Source organism: uncultured Leifsonia sp., from assembly GCF_945957465.1.
Taxonomy (GTDB): Bacteria; Actinomycetota; Actinomycetes; order Actinomycetales; family Microbacteriaceae; genus Leifsonia.
In genome coordinates this window covers 71750-84465 of the sequence record NZ_CAMFLC010000008.1, presented here as the reverse complement: position 1 = coordinate 84465, position 12716 = coordinate 71750, and the positions used below count along the sequence as shown (strand labels likewise).

The 12716-nt window shown below is 71.5% G+C and carries 17 protein-coding genes and 1 riboswitch; of the genes, 12 read left to right on the top strand and 5 right to left on the bottom strand.

The annotated features are described in order from the left end of the window. Positions 1-25: 25 nt before the first annotated feature. Positions 26-691 (bottom strand): SDR family oxidoreductase, encoded by a 666-nt coding sequence (locus tag Q0Q23_RS06305; protein WP_295121024.1) that lies wholly within the window; start codon positions 689-691, stop codon positions 26-28. Positions 692-777: 86 nt separating this feature from the next. Here Q0Q23_RS06305 and Q0Q23_RS06300 point away from each other — a divergent pair, with 86 nt between their 5' ends. The 6 genes from Q0Q23_RS06300 to Q0Q23_RS06275 all read left to right on the top strand — a co-directional run bounded on the left by Q0Q23_RS06300 (position 778) and on the right by Q0Q23_RS06275 (position 4931). Then, positions 778-1065: a DUF6412 domain-containing protein gene (locus tag Q0Q23_RS06300; protein WP_295121021.1), complete on the top strand. Its 288-nt coding sequence runs from the start codon at positions 778-780 to the stop codon at positions 1063-1065. An 86-nt stretch (positions 1066-1151) separates the two neighbouring features. Continuing rightward, positions 1152-1913, top strand: a complete 762-nt coding sequence (locus tag Q0Q23_RS06295) for a YidC/Oxa1 family membrane protein insertase (RefSeq protein ID WP_295121019.1) — start codon at positions 1152-1154, stop codon at positions 1911-1913. Between the two features lie 46 nt (positions 1914-1959). Next, on the top strand, positions 1960-2274 hold the full coding sequence (locus Q0Q23_RS06290) for a hypothetical protein (RefSeq protein ID WP_295121016.1): 315 nt from the start codon (positions 1960-1962) through the stop codon (positions 2272-2274). Positions 2275-2278: 4 nt separating this feature from the next. Then, a complete protein-coding gene (locus Q0Q23_RS06285; RefSeq protein WP_295121013.1) occupies positions 2279-2815 on the top strand; it encodes a DUF1697 domain-containing protein in 537 nt (178 codons plus the stop codon). A gap of 52 nt (positions 2816-2867) precedes the next feature. Continuing rightward, complete coding sequence (locus tag Q0Q23_RS06280) at positions 2868-3494, top strand: hypothetical protein (RefSeq protein ID WP_295121010.1); 627 nt, start codon at positions 2868-2870, stop codon at positions 3492-3494. Positions 3495-3656: 162 nt separating this feature from the next. After that, on the top strand, positions 3657-4931 hold the full coding sequence (locus tag Q0Q23_RS06275) for a DNA polymerase IV (protein WP_295121007.1): 1275 nt from the start codon (positions 3657-3659) through the stop codon (positions 4929-4931). A gap of 21 nt (positions 4932-4952) precedes the next feature. Here Q0Q23_RS06275 and Q0Q23_RS06270 read toward each other — a convergent pair whose 3' ends face one another. Then, entirely contained in the window at positions 4953-5867 is a 915-nt protein-coding gene (locus tag Q0Q23_RS06270) for an endonuclease/exonuclease/phosphatase family protein (protein WP_295121004.1), read from the bottom strand. Positions 5868-5971: 104 nt separating this feature from the next. Here Q0Q23_RS06270 and Q0Q23_RS06265 point away from each other — a divergent pair, with 104 nt between their 5' ends. From Q0Q23_RS06265 to Q0Q23_RS06240, 6 genes are all read left to right on the top strand, one after another. Continuing rightward, complete coding sequence (locus tag Q0Q23_RS06265) at positions 5972-6307, top strand: spore germination protein GerW family protein (RefSeq protein ID WP_295121001.1); 336 nt, start codon at positions 5972-5974, stop codon at positions 6305-6307. A 36-nt stretch (positions 6308-6343) separates the two neighbouring features. After that, a riboswitch (TPP riboswitch) is annotated at positions 6344-6454 on the top strand. Positions 6455-6486: 32 nt separating this feature from the next. Then, on the top strand, positions 6487-7107 hold the full coding sequence (locus Q0Q23_RS06260; RefSeq protein ID WP_295120999.1) for an ECF transporter S component: 621 nt from the start codon (positions 6487-6489) through the stop codon (positions 7105-7107). Between the two features lie 22 nt (positions 7108-7129). After that, positions 7130-8671, top strand: a complete 1542-nt coding sequence (locus Q0Q23_RS06255; RefSeq protein WP_295120996.1) for an ABC transporter ATP-binding protein — start codon at positions 7130-7132, stop codon at positions 8669-8671. Continuing rightward, positions 8668-9447: an energy-coupling factor transporter transmembrane protein EcfT gene (locus tag Q0Q23_RS06250; protein WP_295120993.1), complete on the top strand. Its 780-nt coding sequence runs from the start codon at positions 8668-8670 to the stop codon at positions 9445-9447. Before Q0Q23_RS06255 ends, Q0Q23_RS06250 begins: the two co-directional genes overlap by 4 nt. After that, complete coding sequence (locus Q0Q23_RS06245) at positions 9431-10060, top strand: ATP-binding protein (RefSeq protein ID WP_295120991.1); 630 nt, start codon at positions 9431-9433, stop codon at positions 10058-10060. Before Q0Q23_RS06250 ends, Q0Q23_RS06245 begins: the two co-directional genes overlap by 17 nt. Next, positions 10057-10323 (top strand): hypothetical protein, encoded by a 267-nt coding sequence (locus tag Q0Q23_RS06240; protein WP_295120989.1) that lies wholly within the window; start codon positions 10057-10059, stop codon positions 10321-10323. The genes Q0Q23_RS06245 and Q0Q23_RS06240 overlap by 4 nt, the downstream gene beginning before the upstream one ends. A gap of 30 nt (positions 10324-10353) precedes the next feature. Here Q0Q23_RS06240 and Q0Q23_RS06235 read toward each other — a convergent pair whose 3' ends face one another. From Q0Q23_RS06235 to Q0Q23_RS06225, 3 genes are all read right to left on the bottom strand, one after another. After that, on the bottom strand, positions 10354-10701 hold the full coding sequence (locus tag Q0Q23_RS06235; protein WP_295121123.1) for a metallopeptidase family protein: 348 nt from the start codon (positions 10699-10701) through the stop codon (positions 10354-10356). Between the two features lie 8 nt (positions 10702-10709). Beyond that, positions 10710-11789: a hypothetical protein gene (locus tag Q0Q23_RS06230; protein WP_295120987.1), complete on the bottom strand. Its 1080-nt coding sequence runs from the start codon at positions 11787-11789 to the stop codon at positions 10710-10712. Between the two features lie 65 nt (positions 11790-11854). Next, positions 11855-12646, bottom strand: a complete 792-nt coding sequence (locus Q0Q23_RS06225) for a hypothetical protein (RefSeq protein ID WP_295120985.1) — start codon at positions 12644-12646, stop codon at positions 11855-11857. Between the last annotated feature and the right edge of the window lie 70 nt (positions 12647-12716).

The window sequence follows — 12716 nt, the reverse complement described above, 5'->3', positions numbered from 1 at the left end:
GACAGATCCTACGGGGCGGGCGTCGTCAGGAAGCCCGCGTGAGGGCGCGGATGGCCTCGTCGATCGGCGTGTCGCCCGAGACGACCTCCCACGTGCGACCGATGGTCCCGGGGTCGGCGAGGCAGGCGGCGATCAGGCGTGCCACGTCCTCGCGGGGGATGTCGCCGCGCGGGACGCTGTCCGCGATCAGGACTTCGCCCGTGCCCTCGTCGAAGGTGAGCCGTCCGGGCCGGAGGATGGTCCAGTCGAGGCCGGACGAGCGGAGCTCCGCGTCCGCGTCGCGCTTCGCCTCGACGTAGGCCCGCCACTGCGGGTCGGCATCGGCCTCGACGGGGGAGTCCACGCCCCACGCGCTCACCTGGACGAAGCGGCGGATCCCGGCGCGTGCCGCTGCCTGGGCCGATTTCACGGAGCCGGCGTAGTCCACGGTCCGTTTGCGCTCGACACCGGATCCCGCACCCGCTCCGGCCGTGAACACGACGGCGTCGCAGCCGGCGATCGCCGCGGCGATCGCGTCCGGGTCGGCCTGTTCGATATCGAGCACCACGCCTTCCCCGCCGAGGCGGTAGACGTCTTCGGCGTGCTCCTCCGCACGGACGAGGCCGACGAAGTCGTCTCCGTCGTCGTACAGCACCCGCATGAGTTGCTGGGCGACTTTTCCATGGGCTCCGACGATCGCGACACGAGACATGACTCCATCTTGCTCCTGTTGCCGGCCGGTCCGCTCAGGGCGAACGTCCGTGTGCACGCGATGCGCGATGCGCTAGCGTCAGCAGCATGGCGCTGCTCCTGGAACTCGTCGCGCGACTGACGGCACTCGGGCCGTCGAGCGTGTCGGGCCTGGTCGCCCTCGCCGGTCTCGCCGGCGCGATCGGCATCGTCGCGGTCGTCGCGGCGGCCGCCGTGCGCTCGGTCGCGGCCCTCGCGGCATCCCTCCGCGTGCGCCCCGTGTGGTCCACTCCGCTCCAGCCCACCATCGGCTGGCTGATCGAGAGCCAGGCCGATCCGGATGCCGATGGCCGCCCGCGGCCACGAGCTCCCGGCAACCTGCTGCCGGTCGCGTAACGAGGCCCTCACACCTCGGTCGGTCCCTTCGGACTCCTCGCGACCAGACGACGTCTTCGTCCGTTCCGACAGCAGGGATACCCCAGATGGACTTCTTCTCGTGGCCGCCGATCGCGGCCGTCCTCGACGCAGCCTACGGCTTCGTCACCGCTCTCTCGACCGCCGTCGAGCCCGTCGCGGGCACGGCAGCGACGCTCGTCGCCATCGTCGTGCTGACGGTGCTCGTGCGGCTCATCCTCATCCCGGTGGGAATCAGCCAGGTGCGCGCGGAGTACACGCGCCGGCGGCTCGCACCGGCCCTCGCCGAGCTGCAGCGCACGCACCGCGCGAACCGCGAGCTGCTCGCCCGCAAGACCATGGAGCTCTACCAGGCGGAGCGCACCTCACCGTTCGCCGGAATACTGCCGCTGCTGGCGCAGCTGCCGGTGATCTCGCTGGTGTACGCGGTGTTCACGCACGCCACGATCGCCGGGCACGCCAACACCCTCCTCGGCGAGCACGTCTTCGGCGCTCCGCTCGGCACGAGCTTCGTGGGCCTTGCGGGCTCCGCCTCGGTCTGGCCGGGCTTCTGGGTGTACGCCGTCGTGCTGATCCTGATCGCCGCGGTGACGACCGTGTCGCGCCGCGTCCTCGCCCTTCCGCAGCCAGGCGGCGGTGCAGCACCGACAGGCGCCGTGCGCGCGCTGTCGTTCCTCCCGTACGTCACGGTGGTGTTCGCCGCGTTCGTCCCGCTGGCCGCGGCCGTGTACATCCTGACGTCGACGGCGTGGACCGTCGTCGAGCGTGCGACGCTGCGCCACCTGCTCGATCCGGAACGTGGGAGGGCGGAGCCGTCGACGTCGCAGTGAAGCCGGTTCCGACGCCGACCCGCGATCGTGATGCGATGCTTGAGTCATGTGGAAGCGTGACCGTCCCCGCCCGCCCCGCGATCCCCGCGCCGCCGTCCCGGGGCTCGGTGTCGGCGTCCAGGTGTACGTCGTCGAGCACGAACCCGCCGCCGGCACCGATTTTCCGGATGAGCCGACCGGTGTGATCATCGCGCCCGGCGACCGCGGCCTGCGGCAGGTCTCGCTCCCGACCGACGGTTACACCACCTGGGTCGTGGCGTTCAGCGAGCCGCAGCGACGACGCGACGGGAGCGGCCCGTTCGAGACGGCCGTTATCCCGTCTACGCTGCTCGTCGCCGCCGACCCGGTGGCGGAGGGCTGACCCGATGCTCGGAGTCGGACTGGTGCGCGGCATCAACGTCGGCGGCAACGCGCGTGTCGCCAAGGCCGACCTTGCCGCGGCGTTCGAAGCGGCGGGGTTCGACGACGTCGTGACTCTGCTGCAGAGCGGCAATGTGGTGTTCCGGTGCTCCGCCGCGCCGACGGCGGGTGATGCGGCGGCCATCACCGCCGCGCTCTCCCGGTCGTCGGGCGTCGAGGCGGACATCGTGCTTCTCCCCGAGGAGGACTTCCGCCGCCGCGCCGCCGCCAACCCTCTGCTGGACGTCTCGGACGACGACTCGCGACTGGTCGTCGTGTTCCTCGATCACGAACTGCCGCCGGAGCTCGTTGCGCCGACCGACGAAGAACTCGCACCGGAGCGCGTGCGGCTCGGCGACCGCGCCGTCTATCAGTGGAGTCCGCTCGGGATCTCGAAATCGACCGTTCCGATGGCGTTCTGGCGCCGCGTCGGACAGGTCGCGACCGCGCGGAACCAGCGGACCGTGCAGCGACTGATCGCTGAACTGGATCGCCGCGGCTGACGCCGAGAAATCCCCACTGCTCGGTGTCACCGGTGGCTCCTACAATGTCGGCATGTTCGTCGAGGGCACCCTTCGATGGCAGGTCACAGAGGACTGCCCCTGGGACCTGCTGATCGCGCTCGCCCTCCGCGACCTCGCCGGACTGGACAGCGTCGTCGCGCACGCCCTCCCTCGGGTGACCCCCGCTGTCGTGCCGGTGCTGCACGGCGACGCCGGCGGCGGGCGTGCCGAGGCGAAGCCGGCGGCGCGCGGGGCACTGTCGGCGCAGTGGGACGCGCTCTTCGAGGCGGCGGCCGATCGTGAGCACCGGCCGATGACGCCCCTGCTGCAGCCTCCGCATTTCGCCGCGCTCGACCGGGCGCTGGAGCTGCAGGACTTCGTGCTGGCCCACCACGACGAGGCGGCGCGCTGGGCGCGCGATCGTCATGCGGAGTACACGCGCGCGAGCATGGAGGCGCACGCGCGGCGCGCGGCGGACATCGTGGACGTCGTCCACGAGCGGGAGCACGACCTGCGCCGCCAGGCCGGATACTTCCGGCTGGACATCGACGTCTTGCCGCTCGCCGAGAGCGGCGCCTGGATCGTCGGTCCGCACACCGTGGCCATCAGCGCCTCCCTCCGCGACGACTCAGCGGCCTTCCGCGCCTGGTTCCGCCCCCTCGTGGCCGCCCTCGTCTGACTCCCACCTCCGCCCCACCCCGAACCTCGTTCCACCGAGGGGCGCCTTAACGCCCCTAAAACACCGCTTTAGGGGCGTTAAGACGCCCTTCGGCGGTCCCTCGGTTGCACCTCGACGCCCCTTCGCGGCGCCGTGGTCGGCGCCGGGTGGGAGGATTGACGAGTGGGCAAGACGGATGGCAGCGACCGGCGCGTGACGACCGCCGCCGTCGACGACTCCGACGCCACGATCCTGCACGTCGACATGGACGCCTTCTTCGCGTCGGTCGAACTCCTCGACCGGCCGGACGCGCGCGGCAAGCCGGCCATCGTCGGGCACGCGGGCGGCCGCGGAGTGGTCACGAGCGCGACCTACGAGGCCCGCAGGTACGGTGTGCGCAGCGCGATGCCGGTGTCGCAGGCGCTCCGCCTCTGCCCCACCGCGATCATCCTGCCGCCGCACTACGAGAAGTACACCGAGTACTCCGCCCGGGTGATGCAGATCTTCCACGAGGTCACCCCGCTCGTCGAGCCGCTCAGCATCGATGAGGCCTTCCTCGACGTCGCCGGGGCGCGTCGCCTGCTGGGCTCGCCGCGACGCATCGCCGAGCTGATCCGGGCGCGGGTGCGCGACGAGACCGGCTTGACCTGCTCGGTGGGCGTCGCCGGCACGAAGTTCATGGCCAAGCTGGCATCCGGCCACGCGAAGCCCGACGGGATGCTGGTCATCCCGCCGGCCGAGACCGTCGCGTATCTCAGGCCGTTGCCGGTCGGCGCGCTCTGGGGCGTCGGGGCCAGCACACAGGCCTCGCTCGAGCGGATGGGGCTGCGGACGGTCGCGGACCTGGCGGATGCGCCGTTCCCCGTGCTGCAGCGCGCGGTCGGCGACGCGACAGCGCGACGGCTGCACGACCTGGCGCACGGACACGACCCCCGGACGATCGTCACGTCCTCCCGGGAGAAGAGCATCGGGCACGAGAACACCTTCGCTGTGGATGTCGACGACCTGGACACGCTGCGCAGGGAACTGCTGCGGCTGTCGGGCCGGGTGGGGGAGAGGCTGCGCGAACACGGCATGGTGGGGCGGACGATCGCCCTGAAGATCCGCTACTCCGACTTCCGCACCATCTCCCGATCGCGCACGCTCGCCGAGCCCACCAATGTCGGTCGGCGGCTCTTCGAGGAGGCGTGGGACGTCTTCGAGAGTGTCGGGATCGACCTGCGCGCCACGCCGATCCGCCTGATCGGCGTTCGCGCGGAGCAGCTGGCGGACGCCGGCGACGATGCGCCGGCGCTGTGGGACCCGGACGAGGAGTGGCGCGAGGCGGAGCGCACGCTCGACGCCGTCAGTGCGCGGTTCGGACGCGGCTCCATCGGCCCGGCATCGCTGGTGCGCCGATCGCGCGATGCCGATCAGGCCGAGCGCGACGGCCGCAATCCGCGCTGGCTGAGCGACTGAGCCGTCGCCCGGCCCGGAAGGTCAGCGCAGCCCGACCTCGATCGCGCGATGGTCGGACCCGTTGCCGTCGAGGACCGTGCTGCCGACGGTCGTGAGTCCGCGCACGAAGGCGTGATCGAGCCGCGCCAGCGGGAGGGCGGACGGCCAGGTGAAGCCGAGGCCGACCGAGCTGGAAGCGGCTTCGGTCAGTTCGCTCTGCAGCGGCGCGAGCGCCCGATCGGTGCTGGCCGTGTTGAGGTCGCCCACGACCAGCAGCCGTTCCGCCGTGTCCCGCGCGACCGAACGGGTCAGAGTCTCGAGCATGCTGTCGCGCAGGCCGGTCGCCAGCGGCCGCGCAGAGGCCAAGTGGACGACGTACACCCGGGTCGGAGCTCCCGGGGTGCCGACGTCGACGCTGAGGCCCCGGCTCCATCCGGGGGCGAGACCGAGGGGGCTGCCGCCGGTGAGTTCGTGCGTGCTCCAGATCCCGACGGTGCCGACCACGTAGTGATGAGGATACGGAGCGTCCAGCACCGTCTCGACGGCGTGCAGGTTGTCGGCGTCGAGTTCTTGCAGGGCGATGACGTCGGGGGAGCGCGACGCGAGGGAGCGGGCGATGTCGCCTGCTGCGGCGTTCTGCGCTCGCAGGTTCTCGCTCACGACGGTGAAGCGCGGCGTTCCCGCGCTCATCGAAGGCAGCAGCGCGACTCCGAACGCCGACCACCAGACGGCCATGGCCGCCGCGACGGCCAGACCCGCGAAGAGGGAGAACCGCACGAGGGCCGCCACCCCGAGTGCGACGAGGGCGACGCCGAGCCACGGCAGGAAGCTCTCGAGCATCGAGGCGGCCCCTGCTGCGTCGGGGAGCAGTCCGTGCCACAGCAGCACGGCGCCGACCCCCAGCGCCGCGAACCCGGTCAGCAGGCCACGGGGGCGGCGAGGGCGGGAGCGGGGCACCCGCCCGATTATTCCGGCGCCGCCGGGGAGAACCCGCCGCGTACGCTGAGCGCCGGGTGCGAACCGCCCTGGCCACGCTGGGAGTCGACGGGTACGGTGAACGCATGACGAACCTCTCCCTCAAGCTCGCGGAGACCATGAGCTCCTCCGGAATCAAGTCGGTCTACGGCGAGCCGATCGTGGTCGACGGCACGACGATCGTCCCCGTCGCGGCCGTCCAGTTCGGTTTCGGGGCAGGCGAAGCCGGCGGCACCGGCGACGACGACGCGCCGGGAGGTGCGGGAGGCGGAGGCGCCGCCGTCCCGTTCGGCGCGTATGTCAGTGACGAGACCGGTGTGCGGTTCCGTCCGAACATCATCACGCTGCTGGCCGTGGCCATCCCGTTCGTGTGGGTTGCCGGGCACGCCTGGGCGCGTGTCATCAAAGCACTGAAGAGGTGATGTGTCGCTCGGCCCGGCCGACGCAGGGATACACTGACTCCTGAACACGGGAGTCCGGTGAGCCGGGCTGAGAGGAAGCTTCTCCAAGCTTCGACCGTCGAACCTGATCTGGGTCATGCCAGCGCAGGGAGGCCATCTCACATCCCGTGCCCTCATTTCTCGAGAGAAGGGGCACGACAGTGCACGCAACCATTTCGTCCGTCTCCGCGCCGTCCAAGCGCATTCTGCGCTGGCGGGTCGTCGACATCGTCGTCGCCAGCGTCGTCGCCGTCGCGTCCGGCGTCGTCTTCTGGGTCTGGGGTCAGGCCTACAATCCGATCTCCGGACCGGTGACCGCCGTTCTTCCCGGATTCCAGGGCATCCTCAACGGCCCGTGGCTCTTCGCCGGCGTGCTCACGGCCCTGATCGTGCGCAAGCCGGGCGCCGCGCTGTACGGCGAGGTGGTCGCCGCCGTGGTGTCGATGCTCATCGGCACGCAGTGGGGTTTCGCGACTCTGCTCTCCGGCGTCGTGCAAGGCCTCGGGGCCGAGATCGTCTTCGCGCTGTTCCTCTACACGCGCTGGAATCTCGTCACCGCGCTCCTGGCCGGTGCAGGCACGGGCCTCGCCGAGTCGATCCTCGACCTGCTGTACTCGTACCCGGGTGCGAAGGCGGAATTCGCCGTCGTCTACACGATCACGACGACGGTGTCCGGTGTCGTCGTCGCGGGCCTGGGGTCCTGGCTGCTGGTGAAGGCGCTCGCGCGGACGGGCGCGCTCAGCAGATTCGCCGCCGGACGCGAGGTGACAGGGCGGGTGTAGGCCGCCTGCACGGGCATCCCTCATGTCGCACGAAGATTCACGGAGGCCACCGGCCCCGGTCGCCGTTCGGGTCGGCGACTGGGGCTGGCGCTACGCCGGGCGCCACGCCTGGGCCGTTCGCGGCCTGACACTGTCGGTGGAGCCGGGGGAGCGGGTGTTGCTCCTCGGTGCCTCCGGTGCGGGCAAGTCGACCGTGCTCGCCGGGCTCGCCGGCGTTCTGGGCGGCGACGACGACGGCGAGACGCAGGGTTCGCTGCTCCTCGACGGCCGCGCACCGACCGAGGTGCGCGGCCGGTCGGGCCTGCTGCTGCAGGACCCGGATGCGCAGGTGATCCTCGCGCGCGTGGGCGACGACGTCGCATTCGCGTGCGAGAACCTCGGCGTCGCCCGCGACGAGTTGTGGCCGCGTGTGCGCGCAGCGCTCGACGCGGTCGCCCTCGACGTACCGCTCGACCGTTCGACGGCTCAGCTGTCCGGCGGCCAGAAGCAGCGGCTCGCGCTCGCCGGACTTCTCGCCATGCGACCGGGACTGCTGCTGCTCGACGAGCCGACGGCGAACCTCGACCCGCAGGGCGCCGCGGAGGTACGGGACGCCGTCGCCTCGGTCCTGGACGCATCCGGAGCGACGATGATCGTCGTCGAACACCGTGTGGCTGTGTGGCGCGACGTGGTCGACCGGGTCGTGGTGCTCGACGCGGCGGGAGGCGTGCTCGCCGACGGCGCGCCGGACGACGTGCTCGCCGACGCGGCGGGCGATCTCCGGCGCGCTGGGGTGTGGCTGCCCGGCGCGCCCACCCCCGTAGCGCCCGCTGTGGCACTGGGAGGTCCGCTCCTGGAGGCGCGCGAGCTCGCCGTCGGCCACTCGCCGCTGTTCTCCGGCCGTCGTCGGGCAGGCGGCGGACGCCGCAGACATCGTGGCGACGGCAACGCCGGCGACGCGCTGCCGTTCCTCGCCGATCTCGCCGTGGCAGAGGGCTCCGCCGTCGCGCTGACCGGGCGCAGCGGGGCGGGGAAATCGACGCTCGCCTTGACCCTCGGCGGCCTGCTGCCACGCCTGGGCGGAACGCTCGCAGCATCACCGGCGCTCGCGAACGGCGCCGGCGCCGATCCGGGCGACTGGAGGTCGCGGGAGCTGCTGACGCGCATCGGCAGCGTGTTCCAGAGTCCGGAGCACCAGTTCCTCGCGTCGCGTGTGCGGGACGAGCTCGCGGCGGGGCCGCGTGCGCTCCGCCTGACGCCGGCCGAGACCGATCGACGCGTGAGCGCGCTGCTGGACGCGCTGGGTTTGAGCGACCTGGCCGACGCCAATCCGTTCACCCTGTCGGGCGGTCAGAAGCGTCGGCTGTCGGTGGGGACCGCGCTCGCCACCCGTCCGGGGATGCTGGTGCTGGACGAGCCGACGTTCGGTCAGGACGCCAACACCTGGCGCGCCCTGGTCGAGCTGATCGCCGCGCTCCGGGGCGAGGGCCACGCGATCGTCGCCGCGACCCACGACGCGGAGTTCGCCTCGGCGATCGGAGCGAGCGAGCTGCGGGTGGATGCGCGGCGGGAGGTCGCGGCATGACGATCGCCGAACCCGTCCGCAGCGGGCCGCTCGCGACACTGAATCCGGTCGCCAAGCTCGGTGCGGCGCTCATCGTGACGGCTGTGCTGCTGGTTTCGATCGATCCCGTCTCGGCGGGGGTCGCGCTCGCACTGGAGCACGTGCTGCTCTGCTTCGCGGGCATCCCAGCGTTGGTCCTCCTCGCCAGAACCGCCCCCGTGCTGGTCGCCGCACCCCTGGCCGCGCTGACGACGGCGCTGTACGGCCGCACCAGCGGCGAGGTCTATCTGCATTGGTGGGCGATCGAGGTGAGCGCGGGTTCGCTGCAGCTGGCGCTGGCCACGCTGTTGCGGGTCCTGGCGATCGGGCTGCCTGCTGTCCTGCTCTTCATCACGATCGACCCGACCGATCTGGCGGACGGGCTGGCGCAGATCCTGAAGCTTCCGGCGCGTTTCGTGGTCGGCGCGCTCGCGGGCCTGCGGCTGGTCGGACTGTTCATCGACGACTGGCGCGCGCTGTCTCTGGCCCGACGGGCCCGCGGTGTGGCGGAGTCGGGAGCGCTGCGCCGGTTCCTCGGCCAGTCGTTCGCGCTGTTCGTGCTCTCGATCCGGCGGGGCTCGAAGCTTGCGACGGCGATGGAGGCCCGCGGCTTCGGCGCCGCGATCGATCGGACCTGGGCGCGGCCTTCGGTCTTCCGGGTTCGGGACTGGGTGGCGCTCGGCGTCGCCCTGGCCGTCGCGGGGGCGGCCGCCGCCGTCGCCATCGCAGTGGGGAGCTGGAATGTCCTGGGGTCCTGATGCCGCGCGCGAGCGCGAGGCGCTCCTGAGTGCTGTCGCGGGAGCCGTGACCGCGGCGGGGTCTGCGGCACCCGTGGTGCTGATCGACGGGCCGAGCGGCGCGGGCAAGAGTTCGCTCGCGGACCTGCTGGTGGCGCATTGGCCCGGCGATGTGGGGGCCCGGATCGTCCGCATGGACGATCTCTATCCGGGGTGGGACGGCCTGGACGCCGCGAGCGCTGCGCTGCACACCGACCTGCTGGAGCCGCTCGCGACGTCGGGGTCCGGGCGGTGGCGGCGCTGGGACTGGTCGCGGCAGCGGCCGGCGGAGTGGAACGAGGTGGCCGGCCCGGCGCCGCTGGTGGTGGAGGGCTGTGGCACGCTCGCCGCGGCGAACGTCCGCCGCGCTCACCTCGCGCTGTGGCTCGACGCTGACTACGCGCTGCGCAAGGAGCGGGCGCTCGAGCGCGACGGCGCGACGTTCGCGTCGCACTGGGACCAGTGGCAGTCGGAGTTCGAACGCTACCTGGCGAGAGAGAAGCCGCGCGCCAACGCCGACCTGGTGCTCGACGTGACCGACTGGCCGATCGCATCCACACCGCGGCGCTCGTCGGGGGCTACGGTGGTGCCATGAGCGAGACACCCCACTCGGATCCGCAGTACATCGTCGAGTACGCAGACGGCCCCCTGGCGGGCACCGCCGAACGGCGGTATCTCGTCGGTGGCGAGGTCGACGAGCGCATCGGAGCCGTTGCCGCCGTCGAAGGACTCGAGTCGACGTTCTGGTACATCGCGGGCCAGGAGCGGGTGCTGAACGGTGAGCGTCACGTCGAGTATCACTTCGACGCACCGGACAGCGACCCGGTGGAGGCCGAAAAGGACGAGGAGTCCCTCTGACGGACGCTCCGCGTCACGGCTCGGTCTGCGTCACGCCCAGCCGAGCTCGTGCAGCCGTTCATCGTCGATGCCGTAGTAGTGCGCGATCTCGTGCACGAGGGTCACATGGATTTCGTCGCGCAGCTCGTCCTCGTTCGCGCAGATCGCGAGCAACGGCTCGCGATACAGGATGATCCGGTCGGGCATCTCGCCGAAACCGTAGGCGTCTCGCTCGGTCAGGGCCACGCCGTCGTACAGGCCGAGCAGGTCGAGAGAGCCGTCCTCGGGTCGGTCCTCCACCACGAAGACGACATTGTCGAGACCGTCGATCATCTCGTCCGGCAGGAGGTCGAGCTCGTCGGTGACGAGTCGCTCGAACGCATCGGCGTCGAGGTCCACGGGCGCGCTCACCACGCCTCGGCGAAGTCGGCGTGCAGCTGCAGCAGGTCGATCGTGCGGTCGGAGGGCCCGCGGCCGAAGCCGCACTCCGTCGCCACTCCGAACCGCGTCCGCGCGGTGGCGGCGGCAGCCGCACGACGGCGCGCGCCGTCGAACCCGTCCTCGTGGTGCAGGAGGCCGAGATACAACTCCGTGTCATCCGGCAGTTCCAGCTCGCGCAGCGGGGCGAAGTAGGCGGCGTCGTCGCGTTCGATCGGGACCGGCAGGTGGAAGAAGGTGATCGGTCGCGGCGATGCTGCGACAACGCCGCGGATGACGGCGGCGAGCAGCCCGGAGTCCGTGGGCTGCACGAAGTGCTGTTCTTCGACGTCGCCGTAGCAGAGGTGATAGCCGACCTCCACGTCGGCGGGAACGGCGGCGGCCTGGCGGACGGCGCGCTCGACGACCCCGTTGAGCACGGCGCGGGATCCGGGCTCGGCGAACCACGGTTCGATCCGCCCCTCGAGAAGTGCGAACTCGACCGCGGTGTCCCACTGGACCGCCAGATCGTTGTGCGGAATGCCGTCGAGGATGCGCGCGAGTTCGGCGAACAGCGCGCGTTCGTAGGCAGGCTCCAGAGCGGTTCGGTCCTCCGGCACGATGAATGCGCCGATCACAGCGGCGGGCGTGGGAAGCGACACCTGGAACCGCGTGCCTGCCGCGATGGACCCGGCTTCGCGCAGGCGCGCGAACTCCGCGTAGGACTCCAGGGCGGCCTCCGCGTAGCCGAGCTCGGGGAAGGCGAGATCGTCGGCGCGGACCCCGTCGTCGAGCCGGAACGGCCGACCGTCGAAGACGCCGCGGAGGTAGGTGGGCTCGACCGGGATCCGCGAGAGCCCGTTCACCGTGTCGAAGCGCGTGGTCTGGAATTGGATCCAGTAGAACCGTTCGCCGACCTCTCCGTCCGGAATGCGCCGCAGGCGGTCGCCGAGGTGATCGCTCACCGTGCGGAACACGGCCTCGGCGTCCGGGAGGTTGACGCTCCCGACGAGGTGCGCTCCGCGGATCACGGGAGTCGACGAAGGGACGGGGGCCGGGCCGGTGCTCACCTGGGCGAGTCTACCGGCGCGGTCGCCGTCCCTCGTGTCGCCGGTTCAGGACCGGAAGGTGCCGGTCAGTACCAGTTGACCGATTGCGAGTGGCCCCAGGCACTGCACGGCGTGCCGTACCCGCGCTTGATGTAGTCGAGACCCCACTTGATCTGCGTGGTGGCGTTCGTCGCCCAGTCGGAGCCGAAGCTCGCCATCTTGCTGCCGGGCAGGGCCTGCGGGATACCGGTGGCCCCGCTGCTGCCGTTGGAGGCCCGGTAGTTCCAGCCGGACTCCTTCTGCCAGAGGTTGTCGAGGCATTGGAACTGGTCGCCGCCCCAGCCATAGGTACTGGAGGCCAGGCCGGCGGCGATGCTGCGCGCTCCGTCCGGGGTGTTCGCCGCGGCCTGCGCAGCAGCGGCGGCTGCGGCGGCGGCTGCGGCCGCGGCGGCTGCACGCTGATCGGCCGCAGCACCCGCTGCGGCGAGGGCGGCTGTCGCGGCGTCGGTGGCGTCGATGCTCTTTCGGAGCTTCGAGTCGTCGAGCTTCTTGTAGTCGTCGAGACCGGCGATCGCGGTCTTGGCGGCAGAGGCGTCGGCCTTCGCCGCATTGGCCTGGACGGTGGCCTGGGCCTTGGCGAGGCTCTGCTGCGCGACGTCCTCGAGCCGGTCGCGCCAGAGTTTGTCGTAGACGCCGAGCTGATCGTGGTGGATTCCCGTGGATTCGGAGAGCTCGCGGGTGGCGCGCTCGCTCTCCTGCTGCTGCGCGATCATCGGCGTGACGAGGCTCGCCGACATGATGATCGCCGCGGCGCCGGTGAGGACGCGGCCGAAGGGGAGGCTGGAAGAGCGCAGGGTGGTTCGAAGAGTACTGAGCATGGATTTCCTGGGTCGGGCTTCCCCGCCCGGCCGTGCGCGAGCCGCTCGGCGCACGGCGCACGGCGCAGAC

Coding starts and splice junctions, on each gene's coding strand:
- Q0Q23_RS06285 (WP_295121013.1), top strand. CDS start 2,279: ATGCTCGGAGTCGGACTGGTGCGCGGCATCAACGTCGGCGGCAACGCG.
- Q0Q23_RS06290 (WP_295121016.1), top strand. CDS start 1,960: ATGTGGAAGCGTGACCGTCCCCGCCCGCCCCGCGATCCCCGCGCCGCC.
- Q0Q23_RS06280 (WP_295121010.1), top strand. CDS start 2,868: ATGTTCGTCGAGGGCACCCTTCGATGGCAGGTCACAGAGGACTGCCCC.
- Q0Q23_RS06250 (WP_295120993.1), top strand. CDS start 8,668: ATGACGATCGCCGAACCCGTCCGCAGCGGGCCGCTCGCGACACTGAAT.
- Q0Q23_RS06255 (WP_295120996.1), top strand. CDS start 7,130: ATGTCGCACGAAGATTCACGGAGGCCACCGGCCCCGGTCGCCGTTCGG.
- Q0Q23_RS06265 (WP_295121001.1), top strand. CDS start 5,972: ATGACGAACCTCTCCCTCAAGCTCGCGGAGACCATGAGCTCCTCCGGA.
- Q0Q23_RS06295 (WP_295121019.1), top strand. CDS start 1,152: ATGGACTTCTTCTCGTGGCCGCCGATCGCGGCCGTCCTCGACGCAGCC.
- Q0Q23_RS06305 (WP_295121024.1), bottom strand. CDS start 691: ATGTCTCGTGTCGCGATCGTCGGAGCCCATGGAAAAGTCGCCCAGCAA.
- Q0Q23_RS06245 (WP_295120991.1), top strand. CDS start 9,431: ATGTCCTGGGGTCCTGATGCCGCGCGCGAGCGCGAGGCGCTCCTGAGT.
- Q0Q23_RS06300 (WP_295121021.1), top strand. CDS start 778: ATGGCGCTGCTCCTGGAACTCGTCGCGCGACTGACGGCACTCGGGCCG.
- Q0Q23_RS06240 (WP_295120989.1), top strand. CDS start 10,057: ATGAGCGAGACACCCCACTCGGATCCGCAGTACATCGTCGAGTACGCA.
- Q0Q23_RS06225 (WP_295120985.1), bottom strand. CDS start 12,646: ATGCTCAGTACTCTTCGAACCACCCTGCGCTCTTCCAGCCTCCCCTTC.